Origin of the sequence: Rubidibacter lacunae KORDI 51-2, assembly GCF_000473895.1 — a bacterium.
Lineage (GTDB): Bacteria > Cyanobacteriota > Cyanobacteriia > Cyanobacteriales > Rubidibacteraceae > Rubidibacter > Rubidibacter lacunae.
In genome coordinates this window covers 140,175-156,939 of record NZ_ASSJ01000035.1, presented here as the reverse complement: position 1 = coordinate 156,939, position 16,765 = coordinate 140,175, and the positions used below count along the sequence as shown (strand labels likewise).

Annotated in this window: 11 protein-coding genes and 1 pseudogene; 4 read left to right on the top strand and 8 right to left on the bottom strand. The window is 58.5% G+C overall.

The features are described from left to right. Positions 1-126: 126 nt before the first annotated feature. Positions 127-2,679 (bottom strand): phosphoenolpyruvate--protein phosphotransferase, encoded by a 2,553-nt coding sequence (ptsP, locus tag KR51_RS06265; protein ID WP_022605977.1) that lies wholly within the window; start codon positions 2,677-2,679, stop codon positions 127-129. A gap of 631 nt (positions 2,680-3,310) precedes the next feature. Then, entirely contained in the window at positions 3,311-4,603 is a 1,293-nt protein-coding gene (locus KR51_RS06260; protein ID WP_232214544.1) for a class I SAM-dependent methyltransferase, read from the bottom strand. A 41-nt stretch (positions 4,604-4,644) separates the two neighbouring features. On the opposite strand from KR51_RS06260, the gene mnmE reads away from it, so the two are divergent. Beyond that, the gene (mnmE, locus tag KR51_RS06255) at positions 4,645-6,030 is read left to right on the top strand and encodes a tRNA uridine-5-carboxymethylaminomethyl(34) synthesis GTPase MnmE (protein WP_022605973.1); all 1,386 of its coding nucleotides are present in this window, start codon (positions 4,645-4,647) and stop codon (positions 6,028-6,030) included. A 61-nt stretch (positions 6,031-6,091) separates the two neighbouring features. Here mnmE and mdh read toward each other — a convergent pair whose 3' ends face one another. Further along, positions 6,092-7,042, bottom strand: coding sequence for a malate dehydrogenase (gene mdh, locus KR51_RS06250; RefSeq protein WP_022605972.1), 951 nt, complete (start codon positions 7,040-7,042; stop codon positions 6,092-6,094). Between the two features lie 773 nt (positions 7,043-7,815). Further along, positions 7,816-8,034 (bottom strand): NAD(P)H-quinone oxidoreductase subunit O, encoded by a 219-nt coding sequence (ndhO, locus tag KR51_RS06245; RefSeq protein WP_022605970.1) that lies wholly within the window; start codon positions 8,032-8,034, stop codon positions 7,816-7,818. A gap of 282 nt (positions 8,035-8,316) precedes the next feature. Here ndhO and KR51_RS06240 point away from each other — a divergent pair. Beyond that, positions 8,317-8,838: pseudogene (locus KR51_RS06240) on the top strand (N-acetyltransferase family protein). Between the two features lie 54 nt (positions 8,839-8,892). Here the strand turns inward: KR51_RS06240 and crtH are convergent. Further along, complete coding sequence (gene crtH / locus KR51_RS06235; RefSeq protein WP_022605968.1) at positions 8,893-10,434, bottom strand: carotenoid isomerase; 1,542 nt, start codon at positions 10,432-10,434, stop codon at positions 8,893-8,895. 309 nt (positions 10,435-10,743) lie between these two features. On the opposite strand from crtH, the gene KR51_RS06230 reads away from it, so the two are divergent. Further along, positions 10,744-11,940: an AGE family epimerase/isomerase gene (locus tag KR51_RS06230; protein ID WP_022605966.1), complete on the top strand. Its 1,197-nt coding sequence runs from the start codon at positions 10,744-10,746 to the stop codon at positions 11,938-11,940. Between the two features lie 83 nt (positions 11,941-12,023). Here the strand turns inward: KR51_RS06230 and thiL are convergent, their stop codons facing one another. From thiL to KR51_RS06215, 3 genes are all read right to left on the bottom strand, one after another. After that, a complete protein-coding gene (thiL, locus tag KR51_RS06225; RefSeq protein ID WP_022605964.1) occupies positions 12,024-13,031 on the bottom strand; it encodes a thiamine-phosphate kinase in 1,008 nt (335 codons plus the stop codon). A gap of 82 nt (positions 13,032-13,113) precedes the next feature. Next, complete coding sequence (locus KR51_RS06220; protein ID WP_022605962.1) at positions 13,114-14,271, bottom strand: peptidylprolyl isomerase; 1,158 nt, start codon at positions 14,269-14,271, stop codon at positions 13,114-13,116. A gap of 43 nt (positions 14,272-14,314) precedes the next feature. Beyond that, entirely contained in the window at positions 14,315-14,509 is a 195-nt protein-coding gene (locus tag KR51_RS06215) for a hypothetical protein (RefSeq protein WP_040655353.1), read from the bottom strand. A 168-nt stretch (positions 14,510-14,677) separates the two neighbouring features. On the opposite strand from KR51_RS06215, the gene KR51_RS06210 reads away from it, so the two are divergent. Next, positions 14,678-16,552 (top strand): transglycosylase domain-containing protein, encoded by a 1,875-nt coding sequence (locus tag KR51_RS06210; RefSeq protein WP_408638084.1) that lies wholly within the window; start codon positions 14,678-14,680, stop codon positions 16,550-16,552. The last annotated feature ends 213 nt before the right edge of the window (positions 16,553-16,765 follow it).

Below are 16,765 nucleotides of genomic sequence, written 5' to 3'. Positions count from 1 at the left end.
TTGCAAGCTGGAGCGTTCTGAAGAAGTTCTTGCAGCGCTTGACATAGATATCAGTTCTCGCGAATCAGTTTTTGTGAATTGGGTTTCGCCGAGTAAGGGAGGTTGATGGTTGATGCGCGACGCAGCTCAATCCCCTTCCAGAGGAACAAGATTGCGAACTTCAGACGCCGTTTCCAAGGTTAGGGCGCGCTCAGCCAGATCTCGACAGCGAGCGAGGTCGAGCGATCGCACCTGCGCCTTGATGCTGGGAATAGTCGAAACACTGACACTCAATTCCTTGATGCCTAACCCGATTAGGATAGGAACCGCTTGTGGGTCGCTCCCGATGCCGCCGCAGACTCCAACCCATATGCCGTGTTGGCTGGCTCCTCTCACCGCTAAGTCGATCAACCCCAAGACCGCCGGGTGAAGTCCGTCCAAACACGGGGCGAGTTTGGGATGCCCGCGGTCCATTGCCAGGGTGTACTGGGTAAGGTCGTTGGTGCCGACCGAGAAGAAATCCACTTCCTTTGCAAGCCGCTCTGCCATGATTGCGGCTGAGGGCACCTCGAGCATGATTCCGATCTCAACGGGCGGGACGTCAAGGCGCTGTCGCTCCTCTTCCAACATGGCTTTTGCCATTCGCAGTTCTTCGATGCGACCGATCATCGGGAACATAACGCGCAATTTGCCCTTGGTAGAGGCTCGGAGAATTGCCCGCAATTGGGTGCGTTGTAATTCAGGTTGGTCGAAACCGAAACGAATACCCCGCTCGCCCAAGAACGGGTTTTCCTCGTGCGGCATTGGCAGATAGGGCAAGGGTTTATCGCCCCCCACATCCAAGGTACGGATGATAGCGGGTTTATCCGGACCCAATACTTCTGCGATGCCCCGATAGATGCCAGTTTGCTCGTCCTCCGTGGGTGCCTGGGGGCGTTCCATGAACGCAAACTCCGTGCGCAAGAGCCCCACTCCTTCCGCCCCGAGAGCAACTGCTTCTTCTGCATCCTTTAGGCTGCCGATATTGGCTGCAACTTCGACTGGGTGACCGTCTTGGGTAATGGCAGGCTCGAAGGCAGTCTGTAGTTCGGCTGCTCGCATGGACTTTTGGCGCGCGATGCGGAGCTGGGTCCGCTCGAGTTCTGCCTCCGATGCATTGAGGCGGAGGGTTCCCTGAGTCCCGTTCAGGATAACGGGCGTCCCATCTGCCAAGTCCATCACGCGGGCTTCGGCTCCTGCGAGAGCGGGAATGCCCATCGATCGCGCGAGGATGGCGACGTGGGAAGTAGAACCGCCGGCGAGCGTACAGAACCCCACAACCCGGTCGCGATCCAGGTTAGCCATGTCGGAAGGCGTCAGGTCTTCCGCCAGCAAGATGGTATTGGTGGGATATTTAACGGCGATCGCTTCGACCCCAGTTAGAATACGCAGAACTCGCTGCCCGACGTCGCGGATGTCGTTTGCGCGCTGTGCTAATAGCTCGTTGCTCAGTTGCGATAGCCGCTCTGCTTGGGCAGAGTACGTTTGCTGCCAGGCGAAGGCAGCACTTTTTCCCTTGTCAATCGCGCTCGTAGCCGTGTCGAGCAGGTCGGGGTCGTCGAGAATTTCTTGGTGGGCGGCAAAGATAGCGGCTTTGCCCGGATTCCCTTGAGCGTGGACTTTGGCACGCAAGGACTCGACTTCTAGCGCCGCCGCGGCGATCGCATCCTCCAACTTCCGACGCTCGCGGGCTGGCGATTCGCCCTGCTCGTCAACATTCAACGTCTGTTCGCACACTCGGAAAGTTTTGCCAACGGCGAGACCCGAGGAAGCAGCGACACCCATGATGAGGTTGGGGTCCGAAGACTTGGGTTGAGGGGGAGGGGACTTCAGGTCGGATTGGGCGATACTGGCAGGAGCGGGAGAGGCACCTGCTTCACCGAGCCCGGAGCGAATGGCTGCGGTTAACGCCAGAATGGCATCTTTAGCATCCGGTCCGTCCGCATTGAGGGTAATCCGATCGCCATGGGCAATCTGCAGTCCCATCAGGGCGACGACACTCCGGGCATTGGCGCGATCGTCTCCTCGCAGGAGCTGGATGTTCGAGCGATACTTCTTTGCCAAGTTGACGAGCACTGCGGCCGGCCGGGCATGCAACCCGGAGGGATTGGGAACCACGATCGGCTCTGAAATAACGACTTCGCCTCCAGTTGTTTCTGCAGCGTTCGCTGGCTCGGTCAATACGAGTTCCAGGACGGTGTCGCGCCCGGATTCCACCATCCCCGACTGCTGGATATACTCCGCGACCCGATCGCCGTTCGTGACAACCATCTGCGTCAAAAGACTTTTGGCATGGAGAGCGACGAAATCGATGTCGAACTCGATCAGGACATCTCCAGCTTTCACGCGATCGCCGAGGCGAACGTTGGGCGAAAATCCTTTCCCCCGCAACTCCACGGTATCCAGCCCGATGTGCATCAGCACTTCAATGCCCTCAGCCGTCTCGAGCGTGACTGCATGGTTAGACGGATGCAGTTGAACGATTTTCCCATCAACTGGAGCCCTCAACGTTGCAGTAGTCGGATCGACTGAAACTCCATCCCCGACCATCTTCTGGGAGAAGACCGGGTCTGGAACCGACTCTAGATCCAGTGCGTAGCCCGATATCGGTGCGGCCAACTGAATCGTCTTGGCTTCACCTGCGCGGATCCGATCAGCCATGTTCGATCGTCCTGCACGAGTTCGATCGTTCCGCATGAGAATCAAAATATATACATGATGTATAGGCCTGCTTGGAGCGTTTCCTAACCAACCTTCGAACAGCTAAGCATCGATAATACATTTAGACATCTTCGATCTTCGATTGTGCAAAGACAAAGCAACTGTAAAGCTGCTTAAAACATTTCAAGCTTGATACTACCGTGCATGCAGACTTACTTTCTAAAAGTCGTCCAGAGATTCCCTTCATCAGGTCCGATCGTGTGGATCGGGTACACTCAAGTCAAAAAGCTGAAGCGATCGCGAAAAGAGAGATATATCCTAATCAATGCTGCAGCAATATCTTTGAATATGACTTCAAACAAACCAAAACCCTCTAGTTTAATGTTCGAGATAAGACACTAAGACTCTTTGCCCGATTTTATAGCACGCAGTTTGGAACCTGCTTCTGTATGCTTGCGTTTCTGTCACAGAACTTCAAGCTCCGAGCAAACAACTGTAATAACGATGCGTTCCGGCAACCCTCGATCGGAACCTTTTGCCACCTACTCTTGCGCTGAGCTAGTGCAGGACTTTGAGGGGGGTTCGCAGCCTCAAGAACCAAACAGATGACCGTAGAGATCGTCCAAAAAACCTATTCTCGGTCGAGCAGCGATCGCGCCACCTCCACGCAGACCTGCATGTCAGCATCGGTCTTGATTGCTTGAGTATCGACACAAGCCGTTGCGGCCCGATAGCCACGATCGCGGAGCGCTGCGAGCAGGCGATCGCGTTTGGGCAGGTCGATGCGCCCCCGCTTGCCGATTTCGCCCAGGGGAAAGAACCAAGGTGGACAGTCCGCTTCGGCAATCATGGCCGCCAGGAGCGTCGCGCGATCGGCCCAACCCCAGGCAATCGCCTGTTGCTGCATGGCTTGCAACCACTCGGGGTTGTGGAGAGCGCCCAACCATTGCGGACCGCTGTGGGTGAGGTCGCCGCCATCGCACGCGCACCGCGATCGCCCGAGGCGGTGCCAGGCAACGCGCGTGTAGTTCCCACACCGACGGCAGTATCCCAGGAAGCCGTAGTTTTGTGGCGTCAAGACGCGGGGCGATACGTAACGCACCAGTACGCGATAGGTCGAGCCCGTGAAATAAGCAAACACCGGTTCGATGCCGCGATCGAGCCCGGCTGCCTGACGCTGCGCCGCCCCGATGAGAACGCGTAGGGCCTGTTCGTGGGCGGCGGGATGCAACCGCGTGTAGACACCGTAGGCCTGCAACGCGCGGCGGGGCAAATTTCCCGTTCCCGCCCGGCCGTCGGTGCTGGTGAGGTACAGCAAACCCCCCAAACACGTTGCCCACAACGCCGTACCGAGATACTGTGCCGGCGTCCCGAAACTATCGATGTCGACCAGGTCGTAAAAGTCTTGTTGGCTGTAGCAGTTGAGAAACAGGCGGTGGGCATTTTCGACCGTGATGCCCGCCCGGCCGGCCGCGATCGCCGCTTGCAAGTTCTCCGCCAGCAATGCCTTCATGTCTGGGTTGCCGTCGTTAGCTCGCACGAAGTCGGCATGACTTTCGAGCCAGTAGCGCAACGATCGCACCCCACAGCCTGCCATTGCGTCGAGGACACGCAGGTGACCGACGCGATCGCGGTAGACTGCAGCGGCAAGCACGCCTAAATCGCGGACGACGCGGGTGGTCGGGCGGTAAAAGGCATCGCCAACGCGGAAGGACGCGCGACCTTCGTGGTGCAAACCAGCAGTGGAGTCGTCGCAATGAGTCACGGGCGATCGCATCGAGTAACTCGACGATCTTGCCACGCCCTTTGGCGAGAGCGATCGCGATCGCTTGCGCGGCTCTGCAGGCTGCGCGGCGATCGCGTGGCATTTCGGACACTCGCTGGCGAGCTGTGGTGTTATCCTGGCGAACTGAGTCCGCACCATGTTTTACATTCATTCGGTGGTGCTTCACCGGGAAAACTGTCGTGTCCCAACCCGAGATCGCGCAACAGGAGACAATCGCCGCGATCGCCACGCCGGTGGTATCGCAGCAGGGCAGCGTTAGCATCGTGCGGCTGTCGGGGGCAACGGCCGTCGCGATCGCCCGCGCGCTGTTTCGCGCGCCGGGTCGCCAAGCTTGGGAATCGCACCGCATTCTCTACGGCACCATTCGCCATCCGGACACGCAGGCGATCGTTGACGAGGCGCTGCTATTGTTGATGCGGTCGCCGCGATCGTATACGCGAGAAGACGTGGTGGAGTTCCACTGTCACGGCGGCATCGTACCCGTCCAACAGGTTTTGCAACTGTGCGTTTCCCGAGGCGCACGGCTGGCACAGCCAGGCGAGTTCACCCTCAGGGCGTTCCTCAACGGCCGCATCGACCTCACCCAAGCCGAGAGCGTGGCCGAGTTAGTCGGCGCGCAATCGGTGCGGGCATCGCAAGTCGCCCTGGCCGGATTGCAAGGCAAGCTCGCCCAACCCTTGCGACAGCTGCGCGCTGGTTGTCTGGACATCCTCGCTGAAGTCGAAGCCCGCATCGACTTTGAAGATGACTTGCCGCCGCTAGACGTCGATGCGGTTCGCGATCGCCTGACCGCAGCTCTGCACGAAGTCACGGATATCTTGGCAACGGCGGAACGCGGCGAACTGCTGCGCGCCGGGTTGGCAGTGGCGATCGTCGGGCGACCGAATGTGGGGAAATCTAGCTTGCTCAATGCCTGGAGCCGAAGCGATCGCGCGATCGTGACCGAGCTGCCGGGGACGACACGCGACGTAGTGGAATCACAACTAGTTGTGGGCGGCATTCCCGTGCGCGTCTTGGATACGGCTGGGATTCGCGACACGGGCGATCGCGTCGAGCAGCTGGGCGTGGCGCGCTCGCGCGCGGCAGCGGCAGCGGCAGATTTGGTGATACTGTTGGTCTCGGCGGCAGACGGCTGGACGGCCGAGGATGCGGAGATTTACGGCAGCGTCTGCGATCGCCCGCTGCTGCTGGTCGTCAACAAAGTCGATCTCGCCCCTCCGGAGCGCGTGCGGGTTCCCGCGGCGATCGCGCAGGTGGTGCCGACTGTTGCGGCGCGTCAGGAAGGTATCGACGCATTGGAAACGGCGATTCTGTCTGCAGTGCAAGCGGATGGAATTGCGATCGCCAACACGGATATTGCCATCAACCAACGCCAAGCTGCCGTGCTGACACGGGCACAGGTGTCACTGCAACACGTTAGCGAGGCGATCGCCGCTCGGTTGCCCCTGGATTTTTGGACTATCGACCTCCGGACCGCCATCCGCGCCCTCGGGGAAGTCACGGGTGAAGACGTTACCGAGTCAGTGCTGGAGCGCATCTTCAGCCGCTTTTGTATTGGTAAGTGAGCGCGGGTAAGTGAACGCGACTGCCCTCTGTTGGCGATTTATCCCAGCACGGTTGAGGTATTTAACCGTTTTCGAGGGCCGCGCGGGCGATCGCGAGGTTGGTTCGTACGGACTCTGCTGACGTGTGGAGAGCGTGGCGCTCGGCAGCGGTCAGCGATAGCTCGTGGATTTTGCCTGCACCGCGGCGATCGATGAAGCACGGTACGCCGACGAAGAGATCGGTGATGCCGTACTCGCCATTCAAATACGTGGCAGCGGGCATCAACCGGGCGCGATCGTGCACGATCGCTTCTACCATCTGATAGGTTGCCGACGCCGGAGCGTAGAACGCGCCGCCCGTCTTCAAAAGCTGGACGATTTCCGCGCCACCATTGCGCGTGCGCTCCACCAAGCGGGCGATCGCCGCCTCGTCGAGCAGCTCGGTAATCGGGACGCCGCGCACGGTGCAGTAGCGCGGCAGCGGGACCATCAGGTCGCCGTGGCCGCCCAATACCAACGCGCTCACCTCCGCCACATCGACGTTCAATTCCAAGGCAATAAAGGTTTGCAACCGAGCGGAATCCAACCCACCGGCCATCCCCAATACCTGTTGTGGCGGCACGCCTGCTGTTTCCCAAGCCAGATACGCCATTACGTCGAGGGGATTGGTAACGACGATGAGGATCGCCTCAGGGGAGCGAGCGATCGCCTGCCGGGTCACATCGACGACGATGCGGGCGTTGGTAGCAATCAAGTCGTCGCGACTCATGCCCGGTTTGCGGGGCAGTCCAGCCGTGATGACGATGACGTCCGATCCGGCGGTATCAGCGAAGTCGTTCGTGCCGCAAATGTGGCGATCGTGCCCCTCCAAGCTCCGCGCCTCCAGTAAATCGAGCGCAATGCCTTGGGGCAAGCCAACAGCAATATCGACCAACACGACGTCGGCAAGGTGTTTCTCGATCAAGCGCTGAGCAAGGGTGCTGCCAACCTTACCGGCACCGACAATGGAAACGAGCGGAGAGCGATCGACCACGATGTAACGGCAATGTAATGCCTGACAAAGTAATAACTGACGAGGTCACTATTTGACAACAGGTAAAACTCTTTCCCTACCTACCAGCGATGCTGTTCGGTCAGATCGATCAAGGGACTGGGTAAACTGCGAATAAGCTGGAGCTATTTATCCGTATTTCTTCGAGCATATTCCTCGTACTATTACTCCAAGATTCGGACTATTGACCCTATTTACCATTTTAACTTCGTTCCAGTGCTTCCGGCCTGTGCAACTAAAGTATAACCAAAGCCCGCAAGTCAAAATACTCATAACGCCCTCGGAAACTGCCATCCCTTTTGCGAGTTCTAGTGCAGAAGCAAAACTGGCATCCGAATAGCGATACCAGAACCTCAATCTACAAGATTGACACATTTGTATTGACCAAGAAAACCTTTAACTGTCTGGCGTTCGCAGTCTCTCCAAGAGGATCGCTCGTTAGTTAGATCGAACTTCTCTTTCTAGTAAATAGGACATCAGAGTCTTAAGCTTATTTTTGTCTTCGTTGCAATGACTCGCGATCTTTGCTGCTAAAGACTCGTGCGATGGATCGACTGGTGATAACCGGACATCAACCGTCTGAGCTTATGAAACGTTTGAATGCGATTAGACTATTTGCTCGACCAGCTACATAACCTGCTTGCATTCACGCTTAATAGTTTATTCCCAGTAGCAAGCGGCAAAAAGATTGACGCGCAAACGGCATTCGATCCACCGATTGCGCGAGGAATTCCCGCTGCCCGGCACGATCGCGCCTACTCGGCAGGAGTCAGTTGATCGAGGCGCAACCACACCGGCGGCGTCGGCACGAAGAATTTTACAAATGCATAGTCCCCATCCGTTTCCAGGATTTCGCCTTTGGTTTTGAAGATGTACTCCGGAAAGCGCGGGTCGCTTGCCCCAGCTTCGAGACTGTTTTCAAGCTGCTCGGGTAAAGCATGCACCAACGAGCCGCGTTTCAGTTTGGTTACCATATCGTCCGTTCGAGAATCCCTAAGGTGAACTTTGCTGAAAACCAGCTATAAACATTGTGAGCGATCCTGTCGCAACGCGATCGCCATCGTGTGTTCGCTTCAACTGACTCTTTTTTTATCGCCCGCTTCAGTGACCGGGAATCTTGCCACGCGCGATCGCGCCGACCGATGCACCACCTTACCTGGATCCGATCGGCACAGCAAGTGACGGATCGAACGAGCAAACCAGTCCATCCTTAACGCTACAATCGCTGACTTCAACCTACCCCCACATCGCAAAGCATGTCCGTATCCTCTGCTCGCCCTACCATCCGCCCGGCAACGCCCGACGACGTCCCCAAAATATTCGAACCGATCGTGGCACTTGCCGGCTACGAGCACCTAAGCGATGTCGTTACCGGAAACCCCGAACTCTAGCACGAGCTCCTGTTTGGCGCGCGTCCTTATGTTGAAGCCGCGATCGCCGAATGGCAAGGGGAAACGGCCGGTTTCATCCTTTTCTTCCACAACTACTGGACGTTTTTGACCAAACCCGGCATTTATCTCGAAGACCTCTTCGTTCTGCCGCAATTCCGGCGGCGCGGCATCGGCAAAGCCCTGCTGCGCTACCTCGCGCGACTCGTGCGCGATCGCGACTGCGGGCGATTGGAATGGAGCGTCCTCGACTGGAACGCACCGGCGATCGGGTTTTACAAACAAATAGGTGCGGTCATCCTGGAAGAATGGCGGATCTGCCGCGTTACGAGTAATGCCGCGATCGCCTTAAGCGAGCTGGAGCTTGAGTCAGGCGAACGGACCGAATAAGTGCCGGTGAGGCGATCGTCGTTTCACACTGGCTCGGTCGCTCGCCACCGAACTCTAAGCCTTCAACCCCAGATCTACAGCAATCCGGTGCGCGCAGGCGAAACCAGAGAAGGCAACGGCATTGAGTCCTTGCCCCGGAAAGGTGCTGTCGCCAACGCAATACAACCCCGGTACCGCCGTGCGATTGAACGGCATCCCCAGCAATCCCAACAGCTTGCGGCGCGGAATCGGACCGTATGTGCCGTCCGCGCGACCGAGAAAGCGGCGATGGGTGCGCGGCGTTCCCACTTCCTGGTAGTCGAGACCGGCTTCCAAGCCCGGGAAGACCCGCTCCAACCGGGCAATCAGGCGCTCTGCCGCAAAGTCTTTTTTCCGTTGGTACTCGCTAGGCGACAAATTCTGCCACCCGTCGATCCAGGTCGGCGTGAAAGTATGGAAAATATGATGTCCGGCCGGGGCCAAGTCGGGGTCGAGCAACGTGGGTATTGACAGGAAAATCGTCCCTTCCGAGCTTTCCATCTGCGCCCAGTCATCGAGCAGGATGTGGTGGCAGTCGGCGTTCGGTGGCACGACATCAGCCTTCACGCCCAAATGCAAGCTCAAGAAGCTCGGCGACTTTTGATAGCGCTGTTGCCAGCGTCGCTCGCGCCCGGGTAATGCCGACGCCGGTAATAATTTCTCGAAAGTATCCCAGCGCGTTGCGTTCGAGACAATACGCCGCCCCAGAAACTCGCTGCCGTCGGCCAACCGCACGCCCACGGCGCGCTTGCCCTCCTGCAAAATCTGCGTGACTCGGGCTTTGTAGAGAATCTTGCCACCGGCAGCTTCCAATCCTGCGACCAGCTTCTGTGCGATTTGCCCGACGCCGCCTTTCGGATAATTGATGCCGCCGTAGTGGCGATCGCTGAACACCATCCCCGCGTTGATCGCGGGCGTCATGTCCGCAGGCACCACCGACCAGCAGTAGCACTCGATGTCGATGAACCGCAGCAACTCCGGGTCGCGAATGTATCGCCGCGCCAGGTCGCCCGCGTTCTGAGGGAGATAGCGCGCCAGCCCCAAACAAGCCAAGGGATGCTGGAAGAACACGCGCGTCAGATAGCGGGGCTCCTCCAGCGACAGCAGCTCCATCGCATTCAGGCACTCGAACACCCGCCAGCATTCGTCGTAGAAGCGGCGAATGCCCGTTCGCTCGCGGGGAAAGCGATCGCCCAACTCCTGCAGAAACCGTTTGTAATCGCGATGAACGCGCACGCTCAGGTCGTTCGGCAAGTGATAGTGAATCTGCACCGGGTCGGGGATGGTTTCCAGGCTAACGCCAACGGCGTCCAGCGCTCGCGCGAGCAAATTGGTGGTGCCTTCGGTTCCGAATCCGAAAATCATCGACGCACCAACATCGAAGCGATAACCCGCCCGCTCGAAATATCCGGCACTGCCACCCGGTATCAGGTAGCGCTCCAGCACCAAGACCGATGCACCTTTGGCCGCAAGCTGCGTTGCCGTTACCAATCCGCCGATGCCCGAGCCGATGACGATCGCGTCGTACTCTCTTTGCCCACTGGTTGCCGCAACTGCTGCTGGCGCTACTGCACTCATCCCGTTCGATCCGCACCCTTACCCTACTGCCGGCTTTTAGTCTAACCGCAAACCTCAACCATAAAAAATGCGGGCCCGATAACCGAGCCCGCGTTCGTATCCCGCTTTCAGAGGAGAACCCTGACATGACCTCACTGTAACTCTATTGAAAATTATTGTCAACACTAATGCCATTAGTTTTCATTAAGCTTTGCTCGGACCGATCAGATGCTCGCGCAAATGGCTGTCGTATCCCTGTCAGTTCGTTAGACTGGCGGCGACTACAACCGCCGGGCGGTATGGCTCTGATAGATTTCGAGGGATTGCACCATGACACCATCTCCGGTCGCGATCGCAGCATACCGCCGCAAATACGAACGCGAGCTGTTCGAGCGTGTCATACCGTTCTGGTTGCAGTACTCTCTCGATCGCGAGCGCGGCGGCTACTTTAACTGTTTGGACCGCGACGGCAGTCTCTACGACACGACCAAGCACGTATGGCTGCAGGGACGCCAAGCGTGGCTGTTTGCCAAGCTGTATCGCACGGTCGAGTCAAAACCCGAGTGGTTGGCGGCCGCGCGCTTGGGCGTTGATTTTCTGCAGCATTTCGCCATCCGTCCGGACCGGCGCGCCTATTTTTCCCTGACTGAGGATGGCAAGCCCATTCAGCTGCAGCGCAAAATCTTCTCTGAGTGCTTCTACACCATGGCACTAGCGGAGTTTTCCCGCGCGAGCGATCGCCCGGACTTACTAGCGGCAGCGCGCGACGAACTCGCAACGCTGTGGGATTGGGCGTACGACTGGAGCTATGTCGGTCGTCCGGTGCTGGCCGGTCAGCACCCCGCGCAGAGCCTTGCCGTACCGATGATTTTGCTCAACCTGATCGAAGAAATCGCACCGGACGACGCCAGCGAATACGCCGTCGAAGTCGAGGACTGCATCCGACGCATCCTACTGCACGTAAACTCGGACGAGCAGCTGGTCTACGAAACCGTTGCGCCGGACGGCAGCCAAATTGCTTCGCCACAAGGGCGCTTGCTCAATCCCGGACACGCGATCGAGGCTGGCTGGTTCCTGCAGCATTGGGCACAGCGCCTGCAGCGGGAGGATCTGTCCGCTGATGCGATCGCGATCGTGCGCTGGTCCTTCGCACGCGGGTGGGATGACGAATACGGTGGCATTTTCTACTTCCTCGACGCCGAGGGGTACTCGCCGACGCCGCTGGAGTGGTCGATGAAGCTGTGGTGGGTGCAATGCGAGGCGCTGTACGCGCACTTGCTTAATTTCTCTCTGACAGGCGATCGCGACGATTGGGATGCCTTCGAGCGCGTTGATGCCTACTGCTTCGAGCATTTCAGCGATCCGAAATTCGGCGAATGGTTCGGCTACTGCGATCGCCAAGGGAACGTCACCCATCGCTTTAAGGGCGGTCCCTACAAAGGCTGCTTCCACGTTCCGCGTGCCCTGTTGCTCTGTTGGCGTTTGCTGCAGGCGCTGGAGACTCCCAATACCCAATCCGTTGCTTAGTTCGGCGATCGCTCCAATCTGCGCAACGCCACTTGCAGTTCGATCTCATTGCTTAATTGTCCTCATTGCTTACTTGTCGCCCGCTAGAAATGCTGGAATGTTTTGTCAATAGTCAGTACTCGCGTGCTGTTAGCTTGCATTAGCACCACCTCAGAACCGGGGAGGATCTCGCCGACGATCGCTGCCCCGCCACCGATTGCCGCTACGAGCTGCTGGGCGAGTTCCGGTGGTAGGCAAAGCACGAGTTCGAAATCTTCCCCACCGTAGAGGGCCCACTCCAGCGCGAGCTCGGTTCCAACGTAGCGAATGACATCCGGCGATTGCGGCACAGCAGTGGCATCGAGCCGCGCACCAACGCCGCTGCTCGCGCATAGCTGCCAGACGGCATCAACTAATCCGTCACTGCTATCGGCGGCGGCCGTGCGGGACTCGGCCGCGATCGCCCGTAGCACGGGCACCACATCCAACCGCGGTTTCGGGCGTTGGTGGGTGAGCCGGAGACGCTCGCAGGCAGCGGTTTCGAGGCGAAGGTTGGATTCCGGATGCAATAGCAGCTCCAGCCCCGCTCGTGACGCTCCGTGAATGCCCGTTGCCACGATCGCGTCGCCGGGTTGCGCTGCCGAGCGCTGCCAAACCCGATTCGCCGGCGCTTGCCCGATCGCGGTGATGGCAATCGTCGCGGTTTCCGAACGGGAAATGTCGCCACCCCAAATTTGCGTGCCGCTTGGTTGTAAACACGCGCTCATGCCTGCATACAGCTCTTCTACCCAGGTAACGGGTTGGTCCGAGCGCAAACCCAACGCCACGGTGATACCCCAAGGCGTCGCCCCCATGGCAGCAAGGTCGGACAAATTCGCGGCCGCCGCCCGCCAGCCCGCATCGGCTGCCGAAGTACTGCGATCGCTAAAGTGCACCCCGTCCACCAGCATGTCGCTCGTAACGACCAACACGCGATCGCTGTCGAGGGGCAGTACGGCAGCGTCGTCACCGACGATCTCGCGCGGGCAAAAGGCTTGAAGGCGCTGCAACAACCCGCGCTCGGCTAGAGTGCCGACGGTGAGTTCGGTTGGGGAGGTCTCGCGATCGCTCATCGGTATGCAATCGGTAATTCGCGATTGTTTCGGCGCAACTGCCTTCAAGGCGACAGCGATCGCCTGCAGCAAACGCGATCGCCTAAGCGGTTGGGCGCACTAGGTTCTCCAGACCGCTTACCGTTCGTGCTGACAGCACCTTGTCATCAGTTGTGAGGGCGCTGAGGATTTCACTGCCGTCTACCACGTAGCCGAACACGGCATAGCGACCGTCCATAACGTTAAAGCCCGGCGGCGTCAGTTCGGAATCGTACTTGAAGAAAAAGAACTGGGACGATCCGCCATCGGGTTCCGCATTCGGACGCGCCAGTGCGACTGCCCCGAAGGACGAAAACGGCAACACGGGAGGATCTAGATAAAGTCCGGCTTCTTCAAATGTGATGCCGTAGAGCGGCTCGGCATCCCCCCGCGCGCGAACTTCCAAAGGTACGGCACGATACGTACCCGTCTCCGGATCGATAAAACCGTCTTCCGGACCCACCGGATCGCCCGTCTGTACCACGAAGTCATCCGAGCGAATCACCGGCAGCCCGTCGTAGAAGCCGCGATCGACCAAGTCGACGAAGTTACCCGCCGTTATGGGGGCGTTGTAACCGTCAACGACGATCGTCAAAGTGCCTTGAGTCGTCTCTACGTCCACCACAGCCCGACCCTTCAGCCGGGGAAGATTGGCATATACTGCGGGGATTTCAAAAGGAAATCCTTGCACCATTGCCTCTTCAACAACGTCGAGCCGGTTGAGGATGATTCGGCGTTGTGTCCAGATTTGCTCTTTATCCTTGACTTCTGCGGCATCGCCGAGCGCGATTAGCGCGGTGCGAATATCCGCGAGCGCTGCTTCGGCTTCGGGTCTGCGCTCGGCGGGGATGTCGGCCAAGATGTCGTCGAGGTGAGTTGAGAGCGTCACGGATGCCGTTTTGATGTCCCGCCGCACTGGGCTCCAGCGGCGGCTGCGGAGCTGCGTCGAAATGTCTTCAATGCTTTTTTGCAGGCGCCGGGTCGGCTGGTTATCGATTGGCAGAGCGTAGCGCAAAAGGGCGGTTGGGTCGGTAATGGCATCGCCTTCGGGTAGGATGCTGGCACGGGCAGGGGGAGCGGGCTCCGATGCATCGCCGCCGGAGTTCCACCACGCGCCGCTCAATCCCACTGACAGCAGTGCCAGTACTAACGCCAATGCTCCTGTTTGCAGCCAGCGCCAGGTGGGGGCTGCCGTTCCAGATTGCTTCGCCGGTTTCGTCATTAGGTCCTGCTCGCTTGCGTTCGGTTCCCGTGCGCGCGTTCCGCTAGATCCGCTCGGCAAATCCAGAGAACGTGGAGTAAAGCTCGAAATCACCAATCGATCTTGCCATATCCTCGACACCCCGTGCGCCAAAGGCAGACTCAGCAAGGAACATTCCCAAACCCGGTCGGTCGGTCCCTGCAGTGCTCGCACGGCACCCGCGATCGCTATTTGCAAAGACTGCCGCAATCGGTGCCACAATCGTGTTGGTGCCAAAATTGTGATAGGGTTGCGCGCGTCGCGCAATTTACCACGTTTGCCGTCGAGTCGAGGAAACAGCCTTATCGTGTCCAGTCGTACGCTCAAGCGCGATCGCGAGCAATCGGCCGCACCCCGCCATCCCCGTCGCACCGGTTGGCGAGCGGCATTGGGCTTTACGGGTGGCGTGGTCCGCGTCACCTTCGGGACGTTTGTCTGTCTGACGTTACTGACGACCTCGGCAGTAGCAGGTGGATTGGTCGGATTGGCTCTAAGCTTCCGCAACCTCCCCGACGTGCGCGTGCTGAGCAAATATGCGCCAGCCGAGACGAGCTATATCTACGATGTCAAAGGACGCTTGCTGTTGCGTCTGCACGCTGAAGCCAACCGCGAAGTCGTGCTGTTGCCGGACATCTCCGACGAACTGAAACTCGCTGTTTTGGCGATTGAAGACAGTCATTTCTACCACCACCAAGGCATCAATCCAACCAGCGTCGCGCGGGCGGGTGTGGTGAATTACCGCAGCGGTGGGGTTGTTGAAGGTGCCTCGACAATCACCTTGCAGCTGGTGAAGAACTTGTTTCTGACGCCCGATCGGACCGTTAGCCGCAAGCTGGCCGAAGCTGTTTTAGCGCTGCGCATCGAGCAGATTTTTGAGAAAGACGAAATCCTAGAGTTGTACCTCAACGCAATCTATTGGGGACATAACAACTATGGAGTCGAAACCGCTGCTCTGACCTATTTCCAGAAGTCATCCTCGGAGCTGAATCTGGCAGAGTCCGCGATGATGGCCGGGTTGATCCAATTACCGGAAATCTACAGTCCGTTTAACAATTACGACGAAACCAAGCGCCGCCAACTAGTCGTACTGGACCGAATGCGCGATCTAGGTTGGATTACAGCGGAGGAAGCCTCGCAAGCATACCGCGAGCCCTTGTTAATCGGACGCCCAACTGCTTGGGAGCGCAGCAAACTGCCGTTTGTAACCGATGCAGTGACCCAGGAATTGGAACAGCGCTTCGGACGAGAAGTATTGCTCGAAGGTGGGTTACGGGTGCAAACCACGGTGGACTTCGACTTCCAGCGGATGGCAGAGTCGGTGGTGAAGAATGCCCATCAAGGTTTGCGCGATCGCGGCTTGAATGCCGATCAGGTCGCGCTAGTGGCGGTGGACCCGCGCACGCACTTTATTAAGGCAATAGTCGGCAGCGTCGATTATGAGTCCAGTCAGTACAACCGGGTGTTGCAGGCTCGCCGGCAGCCGGGCTCGTCGTTCAAGCCCTTCGTGTACTACACTGCATTCTCGACAGGCGTCTACGATCCCGATTCGATCGTTGAGGACACGCCGGTGAGCTATCGCGATGGCTCCAACTATTACTCGCCGCGCAACTACGGTGGTAACTTTTCCGGCCCGGTGCCGATTCGCACGGCACTGGCGCAGTCGAGTAACGTGCCGGTGGTTAAGCTCGGCCAGGAAATCGGGTTGGACAATGTCATCAACGTAGTGCGCGAGCTTGGAATCGAAAGCCCGCTGCAACCGGTGGTCTCGCTACCGTTGGGGTCGATTGGCGTGACGCCTTTGGAGATGGTGGGAGCGTATGCGACATTTGCTAATGGTGGCTGGCATGACGAAACCTCGATTATCGTGCGCGTGACCGATAGCTCTGGGAACGTGTTGTACGAGAACCAACCGCAGCCGCGCTTGCTGCTCGACCCTTGGGCTGTCGCATCACTGAATAGCGTGCTGCAAACCGCGGTCGAGAGCGGAACCGGCACGAATGGGCGGATTCCCGGCCGGCCGGTGGCAGGCAAAACCGGCACGACGACATCCGAACGTGACGTTTGGTTTATTGGATATACCCCGCAGCTGGCGGCGGCTGTTTGGATCGGCAACGACGACTATCGTCCCTTAGGAGTAGGCATTACGGGTGGAGGGTATGCTGCACCGGTGTGGCGGTCGTTCGTCGAGCAGGCACTGGCAAACGAGCCGGTTCTAAACTTCCCTCCTCCCAGTGCCTTTCCGCGCCCGGAGAAATCGGAGTAATCGGACGCGATCGCGACGCCTACCGTATCCACGAACATGGCAACGGATAGGTTGGTTGAGACAATCTCCAGAATAGAAGTCCCGATATATAGACGATTCAGACTTGAAGTGTCCCAAGCGGCTCATCAAATGCCTTACTTCAGGAGCGCTGGTCCGGGTTGCATACTTCGATCCATCCGCGCGAACTATTAACTGCAATCTGTCATCGCGCTC

Excerpts from the sequence above, each read along its gene's own strand:
- KR51_RS06220 (WP_022605962.1), bottom strand. The coding sequence starts at position 14,271 with ATGACGAAACCGGCGAAGCAATCTGGAACGGCAGCCCCCACCTGGCGC.
- crtH (WP_022605968.1), bottom strand. The coding sequence starts at position 10,434 with ATGAGTGCAGTAGCGCCAGCAGCAGTTGCGGCAACCAGTGGGCAAAGA.
- ptsP (WP_022605977.1), bottom strand. The coding sequence starts at position 2,679 with ATGGCTGATCGGATCCGCGCAGGTGAAGCCAAGACGATTCAGTTGGCC.
- thiL (WP_022605964.1), bottom strand. The coding sequence starts at position 13,031 with ATGAGCGATCGCGAGACCTCCCCAACCGAACTCACCGTCGGCACTCTA.
- ndhO (WP_022605970.1), bottom strand. The coding sequence starts at position 8,034 with ATGGTAACCAAACTGAAACGCGGCTCGTTGGTGCATGCTTTACCCGAG.
- KR51_RS06230 (WP_022605966.1), top strand. The coding sequence starts at position 10,744 with ATGACACCATCTCCGGTCGCGATCGCAGCATACCGCCGCAAATACGAA.
- KR51_RS06260 (WP_232214544.1), bottom strand. The coding sequence starts at position 4,603 with ATGGTGCGGACTCAGTTCGCCAGGATAACACCACAGCTCGCCAGCGAG.